This is a genomic window from Borrelia tillae (assembly GCF_055693965.1).
The window spans coordinates 387,273-409,372 of sequence record NZ_CM146346.1 but is presented as its reverse complement, the minus strand read 5'-3'; the positions used below and the strand labels follow the sequence as shown (position 1 = coordinate 409,372).

17 protein-coding genes, 2 tRNA genes and 3 pseudogenes are annotated in these 22,100 nt (G+C 32.0%); 20 read left to right on the top strand and 2 right to left on the bottom strand.

Annotated elements, in window-relative coordinates; all coding sequences use genetic code 11:
* Positions 1-7 precede the first annotated feature (7 nt).
* Positions 8-667 (bottom strand): ankyrin repeat domain-containing protein, encoded by a 660-nt coding sequence (locus ACWUD1_RS01990; RefSeq protein ID WP_472756858.1) that lies wholly within the window; start codon positions 665-667, stop codon positions 8-10.
* Between the two features lie 8 nt (positions 668-675).
* Positions 676-1,992, bottom strand: a complete 1,317-nt coding sequence (locus tag ACWUD1_RS01985; RefSeq protein WP_472756857.1) for a hypothetical protein — start codon at positions 1,990-1,992, stop codon at positions 676-678.
* Between the two features lie 75 nt (positions 1,993-2,067).
* Between ACWUD1_RS01985 and ACWUD1_RS01980 the strand changes: the two genes are divergently transcribed.
* The 20 genes and pseudogenes from ACWUD1_RS01980 (at position 2,068) to ACWUD1_RS01885 (ending at position 22,057) form a co-directional block, all read left to right on the top strand.
* On the top strand, positions 2,068-3,090 hold the full coding sequence (locus ACWUD1_RS01980; RefSeq protein WP_472756856.1) for a hypothetical protein: 1,023 nt from the start codon (positions 2,068-2,070) through the stop codon (positions 3,088-3,090).
* A gap of 20 nt (positions 3,091-3,110) precedes the next feature.
* Positions 3,111-3,963: pseudogene (locus ACWUD1_RS01975) on the top strand (hypothetical protein).
* 85 nt (positions 3,964-4,048) lie between these two features.
* Positions 4,049-4,120 (top strand) — tRNA-Thr (locus tag ACWUD1_RS01970).
* A 21-nt stretch (positions 4,121-4,141) separates the two neighbouring features.
* Entirely contained in the window at positions 4,142-4,321 is a 180-nt protein-coding gene (rpmG, locus tag ACWUD1_RS01965; RefSeq protein WP_472756855.1) for a 50S ribosomal protein L33, read from the top strand.
* A gap of 11 nt (positions 4,322-4,332) precedes the next feature.
* Positions 4,333-4,405: transfer RNA gene (locus ACWUD1_RS01960), tRNA-Trp, on the top strand.
* Positions 4,406-4,435: 30 nt separating this feature from the next.
* Positions 4,436-4,606: a preprotein translocase subunit SecE gene (gene secE / locus ACWUD1_RS01955; protein ID WP_472756854.1), complete on the top strand. Its 171-nt coding sequence runs from the start codon at positions 4,436-4,438 to the stop codon at positions 4,604-4,606.
* 9 nt (positions 4,607-4,615) lie between these two features.
* A complete protein-coding gene (gene nusG, locus ACWUD1_RS01950) occupies positions 4,616-5,170 on the top strand; it encodes a transcription termination/antitermination protein NusG (protein ID WP_472756853.1) in 555 nt (184 codons plus the stop codon).
* A gap of 55 nt (positions 5,171-5,225) precedes the next feature.
* Entirely contained in the window at positions 5,226-5,666 is a 441-nt protein-coding gene (gene rplK, locus ACWUD1_RS01945) for a 50S ribosomal protein L11 (protein WP_472756852.1), read from the top strand.
* The gene (gene rplA / locus ACWUD1_RS01940) at positions 5,666-6,340 is read left to right on the top strand and encodes a 50S ribosomal protein L1 (RefSeq protein WP_472756851.1); all 675 of its coding nucleotides are present in this window, start codon (positions 5,666-5,668) and stop codon (positions 6,338-6,340) included. The genes rplK and rplA overlap by 1 nt, the downstream gene beginning before the upstream one ends.
* 10 nt (positions 6,341-6,350) lie before the next feature.
* Positions 6,351-6,839 (top strand): 50S ribosomal protein L10, encoded by a 489-nt coding sequence (rplJ, locus tag ACWUD1_RS01935; RefSeq protein WP_472756850.1) that lies wholly within the window; start codon positions 6,351-6,353, stop codon positions 6,837-6,839.
* A gap of 72 nt (positions 6,840-6,911) precedes the next feature.
* Complete coding sequence (rplL, locus tag ACWUD1_RS01930; protein WP_472756849.1) at positions 6,912-7,286, top strand: 50S ribosomal protein L7/L12; 375 nt, start codon at positions 6,912-6,914, stop codon at positions 7,284-7,286.
* A gap of 83 nt (positions 7,287-7,369) precedes the next feature.
* On the top strand, positions 7,370-10,837 hold the full coding sequence (gene rpoB / locus ACWUD1_RS01925; protein WP_472756848.1) for a DNA-directed RNA polymerase subunit beta: 3,468 nt from the start codon (positions 7,370-7,372) through the stop codon (positions 10,835-10,837).
* 14 nt (positions 10,838-10,851) lie between these two features.
* A pseudogene (gene rpoC / locus ACWUD1_RS01920) lies at positions 10,852-14,987 on the top strand (DNA-directed RNA polymerase subunit beta').
* Between the two features lie 61 nt (positions 14,988-15,048).
* Entirely contained in the window at positions 15,049-15,423 is a 375-nt protein-coding gene (gene rpsL, locus ACWUD1_RS01915) for a 30S ribosomal protein S12 (RefSeq protein WP_472756847.1), read from the top strand.
* Between the two features lie 14 nt (positions 15,424-15,437).
* Positions 15,438-15,911 (top strand): 30S ribosomal protein S7, encoded by a 474-nt coding sequence (rpsG, locus tag ACWUD1_RS01910; protein ID WP_472756846.1) that lies wholly within the window; start codon positions 15,438-15,440, stop codon positions 15,909-15,911.
* A gap of 99 nt (positions 15,912-16,010) precedes the next feature.
* Positions 16,011-17,036: pseudogene (locus ACWUD1_RS01905) on the top strand (BMP family ABC transporter substrate-binding protein).
* Between the two features lie 24 nt (positions 17,037-17,060).
* Entirely contained in the window at positions 17,061-18,092 is a 1,032-nt protein-coding gene (locus tag ACWUD1_RS01900) for a BMP family ABC transporter substrate-binding protein (protein WP_472756844.1), read from the top strand.
* 85 nt (positions 18,093-18,177) lie between these two features.
* Positions 18,178-19,344, top strand: coding sequence for a BMP family ABC transporter substrate-binding protein (locus ACWUD1_RS01895; RefSeq protein WP_472756843.1), 1,167 nt, complete (start codon positions 18,178-18,180; stop codon positions 19,342-19,344).
* Positions 19,345-19,379: 35 nt separating this feature from the next.
* Positions 19,380-20,393, top strand: coding sequence for a BMP family ABC transporter substrate-binding protein (locus ACWUD1_RS01890; protein ID WP_472756842.1), 1,014 nt, complete (start codon positions 19,380-19,382; stop codon positions 20,391-20,393).
* A gap of 239 nt (positions 20,394-20,632) precedes the next feature.
* Complete coding sequence (locus ACWUD1_RS01885) at positions 20,633-22,057, top strand: MGH1-like glycoside hydrolase domain-containing protein (protein WP_472756841.1); 1,425 nt, start codon at positions 20,633-20,635, stop codon at positions 22,055-22,057.
* The last annotated feature ends 43 nt before the right edge of the window (positions 22,058-22,100 follow it).

Below are 22,100 nucleotides of genomic sequence, written 5' to 3'. Positions count from 1 at the left end.
TAATTGTCTATATTATCTTGTATTTTTTGAGAATATTTCTTATATTCTTATCTTTTAAATTTTGAATTTCTTGTTTATATTTATCTTGAATGTAAACATTTTGTTCAAGTAGAAGTTTTATTAAATTTATATTTTCAACTTCTATTGCAGCTTGTATAGGTGTTTTTCCATTTTTAAGGGCCAGGCTTAAATCGGCACCATTATCTTTTAAAAGATTGAATATTACTTCATTGTTTAGATATATTGCCCAAAATATTGGTGGATACCCGGTATCGTCTATTTGATTGATTTGTGCCCCATAGTCTATTAATATTTTTGTAATTTTAAAATCGTTATTAATAATTGAAATTGATAGTGGGGATATTTTATATTGGTAATTTACTTCTGCTGAGAGGGTTAGAGCTATTAAAGTACCCTTTATATTTTGAAAACATACAGATGTTATTAATAAGTCATTTTTTATCTGTTGCAACTTTTTTAATAGACCTTTGTTGTTTGGGTTTATTGATTCTATAAAATTATTTAGTTTGTCTTTATTTATTTCATATTCTTTATGGCTAAGATTACAAGTTGTTTGTGATAATTCTTTTATTATTTTTATGTCTTCATTTGCATTTAAAGATGTAACAAATAGTACCAATAGTAGTATAAGCATTATTTTTATCATTTTAACCTTTAAGTGGTTTTATGTAATTGATTTGTAAATATATCTTGATCGAGATGGGCATTATTAAATAATATGACTGCAATTTTGTCCCGATCGTCAGTTATTATTAGGCCATTTTCAATATTGTTGGAAGATAGGAATATGAGTTGTAAGGCGTTATTTGTATAGTCTAACAGACAAAAATATTCTTTCCCGTCCCGATTATTTGTTAATTTAATAGCACTTTTATATGAGATCTGTAACTTTGGACTAAGTCCTATGATTGTGAATGAACCAGAATTTGGAAGATTATAAATTTTTTCATCTATTTCCCAAACAAAAGTCTGATCGCTTTTAAATTGAATATTTCCGTATTGTGTATTTATTAATTTTCCATAAGATGCTAATTTGTTTATTAGATTTTGATTTTGTTTTTCTGCTTCAAGAATAATTGTTGTAATGTTTTGTTCAATAATAACGAATTTTGATTCAAGGTTATGTTCTTTGACTTTTATGATTGACTTGTAATAGTTTTGAGGCTCTTTGATTAGGAGAATCAAATCTTCCTTTGCAGTTTTGGATTTAAATAGGAATCCATTAGGTTTGACTTCTTCAACAATATCGAATTTGAAATTTAAATTTAATTCAGGTATATTGATTTTTATTTCATTTTTGTGGGTGAAAAATAATCCATAGTCTTCTTTGAATAAGTTGGTGTCATAATGATTGTTGACTATCATTTGTTCGTAATAGAACGGTCTTAAATATTTAATATTTTTAAATGTATTGATGATATTATTTTGTGAATCTTGATCTAATGGATTTGAGAATATTTTCCCTGGAATATTATCAAATACTTCAAGCGAATAGTCAAAAACATGACCTTTATATCCATCTTTTGTTAAAACTTGTAGCCATCTTCCTTTAAGGGAACCCGCTTCTGTTTCATCTCCAATTTGTATTATTTTTATTGTGGTTTCTTTTGGTATTCTATATATTATGTTTTCTCTATAGTTATCAGGAGAAGTTCTAAGTGGTAAAAGGTCTTTTTTGCTTAATGCGTATTTATTTACATAGGGTTGAATATTAGTTTGAAATTTTTCTGCTTCTGTTTTTGTTTGAAACTCTTCTATTGTGAATTTATTTACTATAAATTTTGTCCCATTATAGTTTATTGTTAGTGTGTTTTTTTTAAAGTTAATATCTTCTATTTTTACAAGCGAACCATTTGGAAGTGCTTCTCTATGGTTTGAATCTAAAACAATACCGTATTTGTTGTTCTTGCTAGGACAAGAAAGAAATAATATTAAAAGTATATAAATTATATAAATTAATGTTTTGAACATGTTAAAATTCTGATAGTTTTTGTTGACTTTCATATATGTTTTGTTATACATGACCTTTATTATATAATAAAAATAATGAAGTTATTAATTCAAGCATTTATACTAATGCTGATTTTTAGCTGTTGTAAGATTAAGCAGAGTGAAATGCAAAGTCTTGTAGGTCTTTTAGAAGAATCAAACGAAAAGGGTTTAGATAGGTTTCTTATTGTTGATAGAATAGTTGATATTCATGTGCACAATAAAGATTATGAGGATGCTTTACAAGTTGTTAATCAAGCAATTGTTAATGATGAAAGTAGGGAATATTATCCTTTATATTTTTACTTAATGGGTAATATATATTCTTTTATGAAAGAAGACTTAGTGGCTTTTACTTATTATAGATATGTTGTTGATAATTTCGATGACTATATTTATGAAAATAGTTCTATAAAATTAGATATTGCAAAAAGGGTTGTCAATTTAAATATTGAATCTGAATATAAAATACGTTATTATAAATTATTGCTTAATGATGATGGTTTGAGTCTTACTGATGCAGATAGAGGCAATTATTATTACAACCTTGGCTTAAGTTTAGAGCATGTTCAAAGTTATGATGAGGCTTATTTTTATTATAAAAAGCTGCTTTCAATACCAAGATCAGATTTAAGAATAGATTCAATAGATTATTCTAGTATTGTTACTAAGATTAATTATTATAATAATCCAAATTTTGTAATTTATAGAAATTTAAATGATCTGATTCAGGATATTAAGAAATATATCCATTCTGGAAATACTACGAAATTATTAAGTATAAGGAATAAACATAATTTCTTTATTCAAAGCTGGGATCAAAGAGGCGGTAGAAGTAATTCAATTAATACAAACAGTTTTTTAACAACAATGATTAAGCTTAGTAGTAGACGAAAAAATGGAATACAATTTGCAAGTAGTTTTGAGGCTGATTCTAGTGATGATATATCTTATCTTGGATTTAGTGGTTGGGAACATATTTGGGAATGGTATTTTGTTTTTAAAAGAATTTCTTATCCAAAAGATCCAGAAATTAATAATGGTTGGGCTTGGATAGGGGTTTATTTAGGGAAAAAATAGGGAGACTTAATATGACTTTACTGAGTTTGCTTAATAATTTTTTGGGTTTTTTATTTTTATTTTATTCTAATGTCTCTATTATAAATGATTCTTTATCTAAGTCTAGTATTAAGAGAACGATTGATTGGGATTCTAAGATTGTTTATTTTGATATTATTAAACCAGTAGATGAGGAGAGATTTGGTAGGGTTGGAGTTGATTCTACAGCTAGATTAGTGTTTAGCGTTAATGATTTTAAAGATACTTTAATAAGACAATCGCTTTTTGACATGGTTATTGACTCTGATAATGTTTTTAAAGATTATTTTGATTCCGATTCCCCATTTAATGCTTCATTTTTCAGGACTTGATAATATTTTGAAAAGGGGATATACGAAATATTCAGAGGATTTGAAAAATATAACAGTTAGATATGAGCTTGCCCTTTTTCCTGATTTCATGAAGTTGTTTTTATCTCATAATAAGCCTTATAAGACTTTTTATCCATTAATGAATACAAATGTTGATCAATTGACTTATACTGGAGTTATTATTTATGTGGGTGATGATTATAAATCACCTACAGGCGATTTTGTCAAACTAAAAGATGCTTTTTTTATTAAGATTTATGATGAAAATATTAAGCTTTATTTTGATAGAAGAATGGTTATGCCAGACGCACTTAAGAAGTGGGGAATGTTTGAATATACAGATGATATTTTTTATAAAAGTAAGGACAGAGTTGGGAGTTTTCCTTTAAAGATAGTTGCTAAAGGAATTTATGGTAAAAACCATTCAGATATCGTGCTTGATGAACATTCTATTTATAAGTTGTTTTCAAATAAGAATAATATTAATCTTTTGAAAGAAGGCAAACTTGTTATTATTAAATAATAATTTGGAAATATAATATTAAGACTTGTCTTTTTTTAAATAATAAATTAACATGATATAAGAGTTTATTGTAAGGGGAAATAATGCCCTTATAGCTCAGGGGTAGAGCACCACCATGGTAAGGTGGCGGTCGTCGGTTCAAATCCGATTGAGGGCTTTTATAGTCGGGAGTATTATTATGGGCAAGAAAAAGGGTAAAAGTGCTGTTGAGCTTATAGCTTTAGTATGTGAGGAGACAGGACTTAGAAATTATACAACTACTAAGAACAGACGTAATAAACAAGAAAAATTAGAATTAATGAAATATTGTCCAGTCCTCAGAAAGCATACTCTTCATAAAGAAGGTAAAATAAAATAACTGAAAGTAATAGGTCAGTAGTTCCAATGGTAGAACTGCGGTCTCCAAAACCGTATGCTGGGGGTTCGAGTCCCTCCTGACCTGTTGTTTGTATTGTTAAAGAGAGGCTTTTAAGTGTTTAAGTTTATTAAAGAAAGTATTTTAGAGCTTAAAAAGATAACATGGCCTAAGCACAATGAGGTGATAGGCAGCGGAAGGCAAGTTTTTTGGTTAGTTATTTTTATTTCCACCTTTTTGGGTATAGTAGATTATATTATGTATCTTGCTATAACTCATATATTTTAAGGAAGAATTATGTCCAGGGCCTGGTATGTATTACAGACTTTTTCTCAGTATGAAAAAAAAATAGAACAAGAGATAAAACTTTTGATTGGCGAAGGTGTTTTTGGGAGCAATGTTTTAGACGTTAAGGCGCCTATTGAAAGGGTAGAAGAGATCAGAAATGGTAAAAAACGGATAAGGGAAAGGAAGATTTGGCCGGGGTATATTCTTATTGAGTTAGATCTCCCTGAGCAAGAGTGGAAAAGCACGGTAGCTAATATTATTAAGATTCCAGGTGTTGTGAGTTTCGTTGGTACTAACAAGGAGCAAAAACCTCTTCCAATTAGTGATGAAGAAGTTAAAAGTGTTTTTATGCTTGCTGGTGAAATTAAGGCAGATAAATCCATTTTTATACTTTATGATTTTGAAGAAGGGGAGAGAGTGAGAATTAAGGGAGGACCTTTTGATTCCTTTGAAGGTGTTATTGGCTCTATTGATTATGAGAAAAAGAAGTTGAAAGTTGCAGTTCAAATTTTTGGGAGGTCAACTCCTGTTGAAGTTGATTTTCAGCACATAGAGAAAATTTAATAGTTATATATGATTAATGGGAGCTTAAAGGCGTTAGTACCATAAGGAGTTATTTATGTCTAAGTCTAAAAAAAAGAAGGAAATTGCTTGGGTTAAACTTCAAGTTCCAGCTGCTCAAGCTGCCCCAGGAGCTAAAATAGGCCAAGCACTTGGACCCCACGGTGTTAGTGGTCCTCAGTTTGTTAAGGAATTTAATGAAAGAACGGCTACGATGGAGCCTGGGATTGTTGTTCCTGTTGTTATTACTGTTTATAGTGATAAGAGTTTTTCATTTATCGTAAAGACTCCCCCAGCTTCAGTGTTAATTAAGAAAGCTGTTGGAATAGAGGCAGGTTCTAAAAAATCAAATACGGAAAAGGTTGGGACTATCTCAAAAGAAAAGGTAATGGAGATCGCAAGGCTCAAGATGCCTGATTTGAATGCAAAAACTGATCTGGCAGCATTTAAAATCATTGCAGGAAGTGCGCGTTCTATGGGTGTTGAGGTGGAGAAATAATGGCTAAGAGTGGAAAAAAATATATTCAGGCTTTATCTAAGATAGATAAGCTTAAATCTTACAGTATAGATGATGCTCTAGCTTTATTAAAAGAGATCAAATTTGTTAAGTTTGATGAGACTATAGATGTATCTATTAATCTTAATTTAAAGAAGAATCATACAGTTAGAGATACGGTTGTTTTGCCAAATCAGTTTATGAAAGAAAAGCGAATACTTGTTTTTGCAAAGGGTGATAAGGCTGAGGAAGCAAAGGAAGCTGGTGCTTCTTATGTTGGAGATGATGATCTTATTAATAAGGTCAAAGGTGGTTTTGGTGATTTTGATGTTGTTGTTGCTACGCCTGATATGATGAAGGATGTGGGAAAGCTTGGTCCCATTTTAGGTAAGCGAGGTTTAATGCCAAATCCTAAGACACAAACGATTACGAATGATTTAAAAGGCACATTAGCTAGTCTTAAGAAAGGTCGTACAGAGTTTCGGGCAAATAAAAATGGTGTGATTAATTTTTCTGTTGGCAAATCTTCTATGGATAACAAGAAGATAAAAGAAAATTATGATGAATTTATTAAAGAACTTCTTAAAAGACGGCCAAGTGATTTAAAAGGTACTTTTGTGGATAGTGTTTATGTTTCATCTACCATGGGGCCTTCTGTAAAGATTGATTTTGTTTAGGAGTTGAATTATGCATGCAAAGATAAGTCCTAAAAAGGTTGAAATGTTTAATTCTTTGGCAGAGTTTTTGGATGGCAAAGATAACATTTTTTTCCTAGATTACAGAGGATTAACAGTCGCAGAACTTACTGAATTGAGAAATAGAGTTGAAAATGAAAAGGGTGAATTAAAGGTTGTGAAGAACAACATAATGAAACGAGTTTTAAAAGGTAAGCATATGGATGGGCTTGATTCTTATCTTTTAGGCCCGACAGCTGTTGTGACTGCTGTTGATGAGGCTAACGTAATTGCAAAAATTTTTTATGAATTTGTTAAAACTAGTACTTTAAAGGTTAAGGGAGGCTTTGTTTTAGGGGAGGTTTATGATGAAGCCAGACTTAATGCATATAGTAAGCTTCCTACTAAGAAAGAAGCTATTTCTTTATTTATGAGTGTTCTGAAAGCACCAATTTCAAAACTTGTAAGAACTTTAAAGGCTTTGTCTGATTCTAAAATTTAATCAAAACAGTGTTAGTCTTAAATAAAGTGCATGCTATCACTGTTTAGAATAATATAAAGGAGTTAAGTTAATATGGCACTAAATAAAGAGGATATTTTAACATGGCTTGAAGGGGCCAAAACAACCGAAATTGTTGAGCTTATAACAGCTATTGAAGAAAAATTTGGAGTTACTGCTGCTACAGTTGCTGTTGCTGCTGGGCCTGGCGGTCCTTCTGCAGGTGGTGTTGAAGAGCAGACAGAATTTGATATAATGCTTATATCTTTTGGAGACAGTAAGATAAATGTCATTAAAGAAGTAAGAGCTATTACTGGACTTGGGCTAGGGGAAGCTAAGGCCTTAGTTGAAGCTGCTCCTAAGGCAATTAAGGAAGGTATTTCAAAGGCAGATGCTGAGGAAATAAAGAAGAAACTGGAAGCAGTTGGTGCAAAAGTTGAAATTAAATAAAACATTAGAAATAAGCCAGATTTATTATTCCACATGTCATTTTATGGGCATGTGGTTTATTATGTCTTAAAAGGAGTCTTTCAATGATAAAAAGAGTTCATCTGGGTCAAGGAAAGTCAGGAGAAATCTTAGATTTACCTAACCTAATAGAAATACAATTGAATTCTTATGAGAAATTTTTGCAACTTGAGAGATTAAGAAATAATGAACCTTTGCTTAATGAAGGCCTTGAATCTGTTTTTAGAGATGTTTTTCCTATAAAAAGCAGTAATGGTGAGGTTATGCTTGAATATGAAAAATATTATATTGAGTATGATTCTCTTAGTTTTACTGAAAAAGAATGCAAAAGAAAAGGGCAAAGTTACGAAGCTGTTTTAAAGATACGATTGAATTTGCAGTTTTTGACAACAGGAGAGATAAGACAGAAGGATGTCTATATGGGAACTATTCCCTTAATGACTGATAGAGGAACTTTTATCGTTAATGGTGCTGAGAGAGTAATTGTATCTCAGATTCACAGATCCCCTGGGGTTGTTTTTTACAAGGAAAAAGATTTATATTATGCTCGTATTATTCCTTACCGTGGTTCTTGGTTGGAATTTGAGATCGATTCAAAGAAAGAACACCTTTATGTTAAGATAGACAGAAAAAAGCGTATACTCGTTACTCTCTTTTTGAGGGCTTTAGGTCTTGGTACTAGAGAAAAAATTATTGAAACTTTTTATAAAATTAAAAAAATTGAGGTAAATGAGGATACTAAAAGAGAAATTACAGGGCAATATTTAGCAGTAAATATTGTTATAAAAGAAAACATGACTTATCGGGCAGGCGATAAGATAACTTTACAAGATATTGAAGATTTCTTGCAAAATGGAGTAAAAGAGATCAATCTTATTGATTTTGATGGATATGATAGTGTTCCTGGTAAACATTTCATTAGTTCTGATGTTATTTTAAATTGTTTCGAAAGAGAGGACGCCTATTTCTCTCTAAAGGATGGCTTTAAGGAGCTTTCAAGAGAATCCGTGATGCTTGCAGTTTATAATGTACTTTTACCTGGCGAGCCGATATCTATTGATAGTGCTGAGAATGACTTAAGGACGGTATTTTTTTCAGAAAAAAGATACGACTTAGGTCATGTAGGACGATATAAGCTTTCTAAAAAGTTTGGTCTTAATGATTTGACGACTTCAGTTCTTACTATCGTAGATATAGTTAATACGATATCACATCTTTTAAGAATATATGATGGTCATGATGTTCTTGATGATATTGATCATCTTGGAAATAGAAGAGTGCGTTCTGTTGGTGAGTTACTTACTAATATATATAAAGGGGCGATGTCAAGGGTAGAAAAAATAGCAAAGGATAGAATGTCTAATAAAGAAGTGTTTAATCTTAAGCCCCAAGAATTAATAAGTGTTAAGCCTATTGTTTCTGCTGTTAAAGAATTTTTTGCAACCAGCCAGCTTTCCCAATTCATGGATCAGGTTAATCCTTTAGCTGAATTGACTCATAAGAGACGTCTTAATGCTTTGGGTCCTGGGGGACTTTCAAGGGATCGTGCAGGTTTTGAAGTAAGGGATGTTCATTATACTCATTATGGTAGGATGTGCCCTATTGAGACCCCCGAAGGTCCAAATATTGGTCTTATTGTTTCCCTAGCTACTTATGCAAAGGTAAATGCTTATGGTTTCTTAGAAACTCCTTATAGAAAGGTGATTGATGGCAAGGTTACTGATGAAATTGAATATTTATCTGCAATTGATGAGGAGAGGAAATGCATTGCTCAGGCGAATGCTGCTGTTCATGCTGAAGGTAATTATATTGATGATTTAATTTCTGTTAGAGTATCTGGTGATTATACCACAATGGCCCCTAAGAATATCGATTACATGGATGTTTCGCCTAGGCAGTTGATTTCCGTTTCTTCGGCATTAATACCTTTTCTTGAACATAATGATGCGAACCGTGCTCTTATGGGTTCAAATATGCAACGTCAGGCAGTACCTTTATTATTTCCTCAGCCACCTATTGTTGGTACTGGTATGGAAAGAATAGTGGCTAAAGATTCTGGTGTTGTTGTTAAGGCAAAAAGAACAGGTACAGTTGTACTTGCAACTAATCAACAAATAATTATCAGACCGGATGATGCTATTGATGAAAATGATTTAGATAAATATGAGCTTGCGAAATATGAGAGAACAAATCAGGATACTTCTTTTAATCACTCAGTTTTAGTTAAAGAGGGGCAGATAGTTAATAAAGATGAAATAATAGCTGATGGCCCTGCTACTAGGTATGGAGAGTTGGCGCTTGGAAATAATTTATTGGTTGGCTTTATTCCTTGGAATGGATTTAATTATGAAGATGCTATCTTAATTTCTGAGAGAATTGTAAAAGAAGATCTTTACACTTCAATTCATATTAAAGAATTTAGTATTGAGGTAAGAGAAACTAAACTTGGGCCTGAGAAAGTTACGGCTGATATTCCCAATGTTAGTAGCAAGATATTAAATAAACTTGATGAGCATGGAATTGTACGAATAGGAACCTATGTAAAGCCGGGTGATATTTTGATTGGTAAAGTTACTCCAAAATCAGAAGGGGACATTACACCTGAATTTAAGCTTTTAACATCCATTTTTGGTGAGAAAGCAAAGGATGTTAAGAATAATTCACTCAAAGTGCCACATGGTACAGAAGGAACTGTAATTGATGTTCAAAGAATTACTAAGGATGATGTTGGTAATCTTCCACCTGGTGTTGATGAGATATTAAAAGTTTATATTGCCAAGAAACGGAAGCTTAAAGAAGGTGATAAAATGGCAGGAAGACATGGAAATAAGGGTGTCGTTGCAAAAATTCTTCCTGTTGAAGACATGCCATATCTTGCAGATGGAACTCCCCTTGATATATGTTTAAATCCTCTAGGTGTTCCTTCTCGTATGAATATTGGGCAATTAATGGAGTCTCAGCTTGGGCTTGCTGGTAAATACCTTGGTGAATATTATGATGTTCCTGTGTTTGAGTCTGCCACAAATGAATGCATTCAAGAAAGGTTAAAAAAAGCTGGATTTAATGAAACATCAAAAGCCATTTTATATGATGGATATACAGGAGAACCATTTGAAAATGAGGTAATGGTTGGAATTATATATATGCTTAAACTTCATCACCTTGTTGACGATAAGATGCATGCAAGGTCTACAGGGCCTTATTCACTTGTGTCTCAACAACCTTTAGGCGGAAAGGCGCAATTTGGTGGTCAGAGACTTGGAGAGATGGAGGTTTGGGCGCTTGAAGCCTATGGAGCTGCTCATACTCTTCAAGAGCTATTAACAGTAAAATCTGATGATATGTCAGGTAGGGTTAAGATATATGAAAATATTGTCAAAGGCATTCCTACCAATGTATCTGGAATTCCCGAATCTTTCAATGTTTTGATGCAAGAGTTAAGAGGTCTTGGGTTTGATTTATCAATTTATGATGATCAAGGCAATCAAATTCCTTTAACGGAAAAGGAAGAAGAATTAATTAATAAAACTTAGGTTTTGAGGGTTTTATGAAAGAGATAAAAGATTTTGAGAAGATAAGAATAAAGATAGCATCTCCTGATCAAATTAGGAGTTGGTCTTATGGAGAAGTTAAAAAATCTGAAACTATTAACTATAGAACTTTAAGGCCTGAGAAAGATGGTCTTTTCTGTGAAAGAATTTTTGGAACAACTAAAGAATGGGAATGTTATTGTGGAAAATTTAAGTCTATAAGGTATAAAGGCATTATCTGTGATCGTTGTAATGTTGAGGTAACTCATTTTAAAGTTAGACGTGAAAGGATGGGGCATATTGAGCTTTCAGCCCCTGTTGCACATATTTGGTATTATAAGTATATCCCTTCTAGGATTGGTCTTTTGCTTGATATTACGGCTTCCAATTTGAATTCTATTCTTTATTATGAAAAATATATTGTAATTGAGCCAGGCGATACCGATCTTAAGAGGATGCAACTTTTAAATGAAGATGAATATTCTGAAGCAAAAGAGAGATATGGTATGTCTTTTAGTGCTTCCATGGGTGCCGAGGCTATTAAAACTTTACTTGAAAATCTTGATCTTGATGAGCTTTCTTCTAAGCTTAGACTTCAAATGATTGACAAAGATGATAAAACTGATAAAAAACTCTTAAGACGGCTTGAAATTATTGAGAATTTTAAAGTTTCTGGGAATAAGCCAGAATGGATGATTATGGATGTTCTTCCTGTCATTCCTCCAGAAATTAGACCAATGGTACAGCTTGATGGCGGAAGATTTGCAACTTCGGATTTAATGATCTTTATAGAAGAGTAATAAATAGAAATAATCGATTAAGGAAACTTTTACTTCTTAATGCACCTGAAATCATTGTTAGAAATGAAAAGCGTATGTTACAAGAATCAGTTGATTCTCTTTTTGATAATTCACATAAGAGAAAAGTTGTTAAGGGTACATCCAATAGGCCACTCAAATCTCTTTCTGATGCATTAAAGGGCAAACAAGGTAGATTTAGACAAAATCTTCTTGGGAAGAGAGTTGATTATTCAGGTCGTTCTGTAATTGTTGTTGGTCCTGAACTTAAACTACATCAATGTGGCATTCCTGCAAAGATGGCACTTGAACTTTTTAAGCCATTTGTGATTAGAAAATTGATTGAGAGTGAGTCTGTATTTAATATTAAAAGAGCAAAAGGTTTAATTGAGCAAGAAGTGGATGAAGTATGGCAAATTTTAGATAATGTTATTAAAGAGCATCCTGTGCTTTTAAACCGAGCCCCAACACTTCACAGATTGGGAATACAAGCTTTTGAACCAGTACTGGTTGAAGGAAAGGCAATTAAACTTCATCCTCTTGTTTGTCATGCATATAATGCTGACTTTGATGGAGATCAAATGGCTGTGCATGTTCCTTTAACACCTGCAGCACAGGCTGAGAGTTGGACTTTAATGTTATCAACTAATAATTTATTAAATCCTGCAAATGGACACCCTATTGTATTTCCATCTCAAGATATAGTGTTGGGTCTTTATTATCTAACTATGAAAAGGAAAAATGTAGTTGGAGAAGGGCGTAAGTTTGTTAGTTTTAATCACGTTATTCTTGCAATTAATAATAAAAGTTTAGATTATAATGCACGAATTTATGTGAAAGTTGGTGCTGAATATATAGAAACTACTGCGGGACGTGTTGTATTTAATGAGGCTTTACCAGGAAAGATTGCATTTGTAAATAAAACTTTGAGCGATCATGAGTTGCAAAGTTTGATTTCTGAAGTTTATGTTGTGTATGGTTCTTCAATTGTAATTGAGATGTTAGATATTATTAAAGAGCTTGGATTTAAATATGCTACTAAGTTTGGATGTACAATAAGTATGAGTGATATTATTGTTCCTGAAGAAAAGAAGATGTATGTAGACAAGGCCAATAGGGAAATTGCAAAAATTCAAAATGATTATACTAAGGGTGTTATTACTGGAGAAGAGAGATACAATAACGTTGTATCAGTTTGGTCTAAAACAAATGAAGAACTTACCAATAAGATGATGCAAATTCTTAAACAGGATAAAGATGGCTTTAATGTGATTTATATGATGGCTGATTCTGGTGCGCGTGGGAGCAGAAATCAGATCAGGCAGCTTGCAGGAATGAGAGGGCTTATGGCTAAGACCTCTGGAGATATTATCGAGCTTCCAATTATTTCTAATTTTAAGGAAGGGTTATCTGTTATAGAATTCTTTATTTCTACAAATGGTGCAAGAAAAGGACTTGCAGATACAGCACTTAAAACGGCAGATGCCGGTTATTTAACTCGACGACTAGTAGATATTGCCCAAGATGTGGTTGTTAGAATAGAAGATTGTGGAACTATTAATGGTATTAAAGTTGAGGCTTTAAAGAATGGTGAAGAAATAGTTGAGCCTTTAAGAGAAAAAGCGGTTGGAAGTTATTCAATTGAAAGGATAAAAAGTCCTATTACGGGTGAGATTATTCTGGATGTAAATGAAGAAATTACAGAAAATAAGATAAAGTTATTGGAAACTGTTGGTATCGACAAGCTTGTGATTAGATCTGTTTTAACTTGTGAGGCTGAACATGGAGTTTGTCAGAAATGTTATGGGCGAGATTTTTCAAATAATAAACCTGTTAATATTGGAGAGGCTGTTGGAATAATAGCGGCCCAGTCAATAGGTCAGCCAGGAACCCAGCTTACCATGAGAACTTTCCACATTGGTGGAGTTGCACAAGCTGGAAGTGAGGATGATAGAATTACTTTTAAGAATGCTTTTATTCTTAATGGAATAGAAGGATTTAATGTCCAGATGAATGATGGTGGATTACTGTTTACAAGAAAAGGAATTTTAAAAATAATTAATGTTATTTATAAGAGAGATATTAAAGAAATCAAAGAACTTAAGGTTTCAGATTCACAAAAGGTAATTAAGGGAATGCCTTTATTTGTAAATAACAAGGGCATTGACGTAGTATCATCTCATATTGGTTATATTAGAATTAAAGATGACAATCTGATGATTGTTTCTGAAGAGCAAGAAATACCTTTAAAAGCTGGTACGAGACTTGAGATAAATGTGGGTGATTATGTCGAGACTGGACGTGTAATTGGGACATTTGATTCGTTTGCAGAACCAATTATTGCTGAAGTGAATGGAAAAGTTAAATTTAAAGATATCATTTTGGGAACAACGCTTAAAGAGGAAATCAATCTTGAAACGGGAAATATTGAAAAAAGAATTACGGATTAAGTTTTTGAGTCTCTTGATCCTAGGATTTTAATTATCAATGACAGGGGAGTTGAAATTTCATCTTATGTTCTTCCTGGAGATGCCTATCTTCAAGTTGAAGATGGACAAGATATTAATATAGGAGATGTTATTGCCAAGCTTTCTAAAGGGTCTGAAAAAACACAAGATATTACAGGAGGCCTTCCAAGGGTTAACGATTTATTTGAAACAAGAATTCCAAAGAATTTGACTGAGATGGCTAAAGTAAGTGGAGTTGTTCAGTTTAAAGCAATTCAAAAGGGTAAGAGACTTATCAATATTTTAGATGAGTATGGAGTTGAACATAAGCATTATATTCCTGCCGGGAAGCACCTTTTGGTTAGAGATGGAGATATTGTGAAAGCTGGAGATATGCTTTGCGATGGAAGAATTAATCCTCATGATGTTCTTGAGATTCTTGGTGGGATTAGCTTACAAGAGTTTTTATTAGCAGAGATTCAAGATGTTTATCGTAAGCAAGGTGTAAGTATTAATGATAAACATATTGGTGTGATCATTAAACAGATGATGAAAAAAGTTAAGATTGTATCTGTAGGTGATACTAATTTTGTTTACAATCAAAAAGTTGATAAACATACTTTTTATGAACAAAATAAAAGGGTCATTGAGCAAGGTGGTGAACCTGCAGTAGCAAGTCCAATTCTTATTGGAATCACAAAGGCATCTCTTAATATTGATTCATTTATTTCAGCTGCTTCTTTCCAAGAAACAACCAAGGTATTAACTGATGCTTCAATTGCAGGCAGTGTTGATGATCTGAAAGGCCTTAAGGAAAATGTCGTAATTGGGCATTTGATTCCTACCGGAACAGGTATGAATTTATACAAGAGGGTTAAGGTAAGAGAGAAGGCAAGCTTGGAAGCGTAACTTGAAAATAAATTATATATTTGATACCATTTATTGGTAAAATTAGGAAAAGGGAGCATAGATGCCTACAATCAATCAACTAATTAGGAAGCCAAGAAAGAGTCAAAAGGAAAAGACAGCATCTCCTGCGCTTCAAAATTGTCCTCAAAGAAGAGGAATTTGTACCCGTGTAATGACAGTTACACCTAAGAAGCCTAATTCAGCTTTAAGAAAGGTAGCTCGTGTTAGGCTTTCAAATGGATTTGAAGTAACAGCTTACATTCCAGGGATTGGTCATAATTTACAAGAGCACTCAGTGGTGTTAATTAGAGGTGGGCGAGTGAAAGATTTGCCAGGTGTTAGATACCATATTATCAGAGGAGCTAAGGATACTCTTGGTGTTAATAATCGTAAGCAAGGTCGTTCTAAGTATGGGACTAAGAAACCAAAAGTTTAAGGGGTATAAATTATATGTCAAGAAAGCGTAGAAAAATTAAAAAAAAAGTCTCTAAAGATTCTAAATATGATTCTAAAGTAATTGCTAAATTTGTAAATAGAATGATGTATGATGGCAAGAAATCTATCAGTGAAGCTATAGTTTATAATTCAATCGATATGCTTGCAGAAAAACTTGAAGAAGTTGATAAGGTTGCTGCTTTCAGTAAAGCTTTAGATAATGTTAAGCCACTTGTAGAGGTTAGAAGTAGAAGGGTTGGTGGTGCTACTTATCAGGTTCCAGTTGAGGTTAGAGAAGAGCGACGTGAAGCTTTGGCAATGAAATGGATTATTGCGGCTGCCAGAAAGGCAAGTGGAAAGTCAATGAAGGAAAAATTAGCCAATGAGCTTGCTAATTCTTATAATTCAACAGGTGCTGCTTTTAAAAAAAAGGAAGATACTCATAGGATGGCAGAGGCAAACAGAGCTTTTACGCATTACAGATGGTAAGATATTAAAAATCTGTTTTAATATCTTCTTGATGTTTTATACGCATTGAATTAAATTAATTAAGTACAATTTGAAGATGACAAATGGGGGATTTGTGTTATGTTATGGGGAATTATTTTATGTATTTGTATTCTTAGTTGTGAGGATTCTCAGGAGCAGGTTCCAGTATCTAAGACTATTTCCGTCATTGTCGATGGGGTTTTTGATGATAGAAGTTTTAATGAGGGTGCTTCTAAGGCAATGACTCAGATTAAAGAAGAGTTCAAAGTCAATGTTATTCAGAAAGAATCCACGGTTTTTAATTATCTGGCCAATATTGGGAGTTTGGAAGAAGGTGGTTCTAGTGTAATTTGGGGAATTGGTTTTAAATTCACAGATATTTTCTTACGAAAATCCCTTGAAAATCCTAATATTAATTATGCAATTATTGAGGGTTCTTATGCAGAAGATGCTAAATTTCCCCAAAATTTATTGAATGTAAATTTTAGATCGGAAGAAGGAGCATTTTTAGCTGGATATATAGCTGCCAAGTTATCTAAGACTGGTAAGATTGGATTTTTAGGTGGAATGGAAAGTGTAGTGATTAATGCATTCAAATATGGGTATGAGGCAGGTGCTAAATATGCAAAGAAAGATATTAAACTTAATTCTCAATATATAGGCTCATTTGCCGATCTTGCACTTGGGCGTTCAATGGCAAGGAATATGTATGCTTCTGGGGTTGACATTATATTTGTAGCAGCAGGACTTGCAGGCCTTGGGGTTATTGAGGTTGCAAAAGAACTTGGAGCAGGACATTATATTATTGGAGTTGATCAGGATTAATCATATCTTGCACCTGATAATGTTTTAACATCAGTTATTAAAAATGTTAGTAGTTCTATTTATGAAATAACAAAGAACTATTTGAATACAAATAATTTTGATGGCGGTAAAGTATTAGAATTTGGACTTAAAGAAGGAGCATTTGATTTTATTTTTAACGAGAATTTAAATTTAGATTTAATAAAAGACTCTGATTTCTTATCAGAAATTAAAGGTAAAATCATTAATAATGAGATTAGTATTCCCAAAGATAAAAAATCTTATGATATCTTTATTGTTAATCTGTTACATAAAAGCTAGTATAGTTGAGGAGGATTTATATATATGAAGAAGTTTATGTTATTTTTTTTCGTTATGTTAACTTTTTTAGAATGCAATAAAGAGTCTGCCTCTGAGTCTTTAAAAAAACCCATAGTTTCTTTAATAGTGGATGGAACTTTTGATGACAAGTCATTTGGCGAGGATGCTTGGCGTGGTGCTCAAATGTTGGGCGAAGATTTTGGAGTTGAGATTGTTGGAAAAGCTTCAACAAGTGCTGCTTATATAAGTGATTTAGAAGATCTGAAAGATAAAGGTTCTGGCATTATCTGGGGAATTGGTTTTAAACTGCAAGAGGCCACTGAGCAGGCGGCTATTCTTAATAAAAATATCAATTATGGAGCCGTTGATGTTACTTATGAAGATAACGTAAGTCTCCCTGATAATTTGCTTGGCCTCTCATTTAAAGTTGAAGAGGCTTCATTTTTAGCTGGGTATATAGCTGCCAAGTTATCTAAGACTGGTAAGATTGGATTTTTAGGTGGAATGGAAAGTGTAGTGATTAATGCATTCAAATATGGGTATGAGGCAGGTGCTAAATATGCAAAGAAAGATATTAAACTTAATTCTCAATATATGGGTTCATTTATGGATATCTCTTTGGCAAGGACTATGTCTTTGAAGATGTATTCAGATGGGGTTGACATTATATTTGTAGCAGCAGGACTTGCAGGCCTTGGGGTTATTGAGGTTGCAAAAGAACTTGGAGCAGGACATTATATTATTGGAGTTGATCAGGATCAATCATATCTTGCACCTGATAATGTTTTAACATCAGTTATTAAAAATGTTAGTAGTTCTATTTATGAAATAACAAAGAACTATTTGAATACAAATAATTTTGATGGCGGTAAAGTATTAGAATTTGGACTTAAAGAAGCTGCTGTGAGTGTTGTTAAGAATGGTGTTAAAATTGATGATGACATGAGAATTAAACTTGAGACTATAGAAGATGAGATAGTTAATGGAAATATTTCAATTCCAAGTAATCTTGATGAATATAATAAATTTTTAGATACTCATAATTTATTAGATTAAATACTGATTTAAGGAGAGGCAATTCGTTAACATTTATTTTTTAGATTTACCTTTAATTTAGACAAGGTAAATTTTGATGTTCATAATGAATTTTATTTTGATTGATGTATGTTCCACAGTATTTTGGTCTTATCATTTAAAAACGTTTAAATTCATTTATGGTGGAGAGGATATTGCTGTGTTAAAAAATTTATATTTTGTAATTTTTTTTGTTTTGTTATTTATGTCTTGTGTATCTTCAAAAAAAGTTTCTTCTATTGGTCTTAATAATCAAATTATTATGGGGATTATGGCCCCGGGTAGTTTTGATGATAAAGGATATCTGCAAAACGCTATTGAGGGTGTTGCAGATATAAGAGATAAATTTGGAATCAAACTTATTTCAAAAGTTTTAACACTTAAGCCTACTGAAGAAAATAGACTTAAAACGATTAATGAAGTATGGACAGAAGATGTTAAATCTTTGCAAAAAGAAGGCGTGAATTTTATTTGGTTTATTAGCGCTGCTCTTTCAGATATTGCAATAACATTGGCGCATACAAATCCAAATGTTTATTATGGAATTATAGATCCTTTTAATTATAATAACGTTTCGCTTCCTAAAAATTTTATAGCTATTAATTTTAGATCTGAGGAAGGAGCATTTTTAGTTGGATATATGGCCGCTAAGATGAGTAAGAGTAATAAACTTGGATTTATGTCTGGTCATTATCTTAAATATATTGAGAGATTTCTAGTTGGATTTAGAGCAGGTGCTTTTTATGCGAATCCTAAGACGAAAGTAATTGTTAAGAGAGTTTTAGATGGAAGTGGTGCCGATGTTGGTAAATCTTGTGCTGAGTATATGTATGTTAATGATGGTGTCGATATTATTTTTCCTGTATTAGTGGGTCATACTGCTTTTGGTGTGTTTGATGCTGTAAAGGAGCTTGGTGTAGGTCATTATGTCATTGGGGTTAATAAAAATCAGGCACATCTTGCACCTGGGAGGGTTCTGACTTCTGTGATTAAAGATGTTGGTAAAGTAATATATGAGCTTTCATCGGACGTTATAGATAAACACAAGTTTGATGGTGCTAAAATTATAGAGAAAGGATTAAAAGACGGAACCATAGATATTGTTAAAGATCCTAGCATTATTGGTAATGAGCTAGTTGATGAAATTACAAAGATTCAGACTGAAATAGTTAATGGAACGCTCATTGTACCTTCTACAAATCATGAATTTGATTTATTTAAGGCAAGGTTATAAACTTATGTATTAGAGTGGTTTGAAGAGAGATATATGTGAAAAATTTATTTTTAATTTTATGTATTTTTTGTTTTTCATGTTCTGATTCTTCTAAAGTTGATGGTGTGTCTGTTAGAGTTGCTGTTCTAGTTGATGGAGTATTTGAGGATGAATCTTTTCATAAGAGTGTGTGGAGTGGTGCTCAAAGAATAGAAAAAGAATTCGGATTGAAAATATTTATGAAGGAATCTAATGAAAAATTTCATTTAACCGATCTTGAGTCATTAAATAACGATGGTTTCAATTTTATTTGGTTCATTGGATATACATTTAGTGATCTTGCTATGGCTACTGCTTTGAAAAATCCGAATATTAAATATGCAATTATTGATCCTGTTTATGATAGTGATTTAGTTATTCCTAGAAACTTATCAGCCATAACTTTTAGAGCTGAAGAAGTAGCATTTTTGGTAGGCTATATTGCAGCTAAGCTATCTAAGACGGGTAAAATTGGATTTTTGGGTGGAATTGATAATGTTACTATTAATACATTTAATTATGGATATAAAGCAGGTGCTATTTATGCTAATATGTTCACTAGTATTGATAACAAATATATCGGTAGTTTTTTTGATACCGATTCTGGAAGGAATATGGCAAATGAAATGTACGCAAATGGTGTAGACGTTATTTATCATGTTGCGGGTTTGTCTGGGATTGGAGTTATTGAGGCTGCCAAGGATCTTGGAGATGGATATTATGTTATTGGAGTTGATAGGGATCAATCACATCTTGCACCTGATAATGTTATTACATCTTCAGTTAAAGATATCGGACGTGTTTTGCATATTATAATTTCTAATTATTTAAAAACAAATATTTTTGAAGGTGGAGAGATATTGAATTATGGATTAAGGGAAAGCTTTTTAGATTTTGTTAAAAACCCTAAAATGATTTCTTTTAAACTTGAAAAAGAATTGGAAGAAATTTATGAAAAGATAATTAATGGAAAACTTATTATTCCAAATAATGAGAAGGCTTATAATAAGTTTTTAAAGAATATTTTTTGATTAATGTGAATAATTTTTGAAAAATATTTGCATATCTTTTAAATATTGTCATGCTTGGGTTTTATATTTGAGCTTTTTAGTTTTGAGTTATTAGTCTATTTTTGTAATAGTTGATATTTTGCTTAACTTTTAAATTATTTTTAATATCAAAATTTTTAGTTGTAAATCTTATTTTGTTGTTATTATAATGTATAATAAATAGGAGTCGATTAGATATTTGTTTTTCAGAGGTTTAAGCATTGAATAAGAGTATATTTCCCAAAATTTACTATTATGATCAAGATTTTATTGATATTTATAATAAGAGTCTTTCTTGGATTCAGGATAAAATTGTTTTTTCTCAAGCTTTAGAGAAGGGTAGAAAAGATAAGAACTATTACTCTGAAAATCTTGGGTTTATAAATCAGTTGCAAGCTTGTCTTTCAAGTTTTTTTCTTGTTTATAGTAATGGGGAGTATTCTCCCACATCTACTATAGATAAGTTTTATGAACTTCAAGAGGCATCTGGTGCAATTAGATCGCGTTATGACCATGATAATAACGTTATTTATATAGAAGGGAATGACGATAATATTGGGTTGCCAATTTTTGCTTGGGTTGAATATAATTTATATCATAAAACAGGCAATAAGAGGCGTATTGGTGATATTTTACCAGTTCTTGACAAGTATTATAAATGGATAGAGGGGAAATTTTTAAAACCAAATGGCCTCTATTCAATTGATATGAATAAGGTGTTTTATAAAGATTCCCCCAGAAAAAATGTTTATTATCCTATAGATTTTAATTCATTTCAGGTGCATAGTGCATATTGTATTGCAAAATTAGCAGACATATTAAATGATAAAAGTTTATCCCTTGAATATAAAAAAAGGTTTTTTTCTCTTAAAGCTAAAATTAATGCATTAATGTGGGATGAAAAAGATGGATTTTATTATGATCTTGATATTAATGAAAACATTATTAATTGTAAGACCATAGTAGGATTTTTACCACTTCTCTCTGAAATTCCAAGTGAGGACAGAATAGAGAGAATGGTTTTTTATTTAAAGAGCCATGAACATTTTGGCACACCAAATCCTTTTCCCACTCTTTCGGTTAATGAGCCTGAATTTAATATGGATGGTAATGGATATTATGGTTCTGTTTATACTTATATGAATTTTTTTGTTATCAAAGGACTGGAATATTGTAGACGTGCAAATATTGCAAGAGAATTTACTATCAGACATTTGTATTATATATTAGATACTCTATTGCCTGATGGTAAGGTTAAGGGACATGTTTGGGAAGCTTATAAGCCAATGAAAGAGGGACCTGCATATTTAAATGTCGAGAAAAAAATTCTTCCAGAAAAAGATGTTATTTGTTATCTTTCACTTTTCAGTATTAGTCTGATGATAGAAAATATTATCGGCCTTACAATTAGTTTGCCAGATAAAACGGTTTATTGGAATATTCCTGCGCTTGAGATTATGGGAATAGAGAGTCTATCACTTAAGAAGAACCAAACTACAATTATATGCAATAAGGGTAAGAGAGGCTGGGAGATCAAAATGGAATCCGAAAAACTCTATTATTTTACAATAAATATATTAAATAAGAAAGAAAAGACTCTGCCTATACCTTCAGGTAGATGTTCAATGCTTTTAGATAAGCTTTGATTAATAGGTTGGCTATAAACATTTATTCAAAATTAAAATCGTG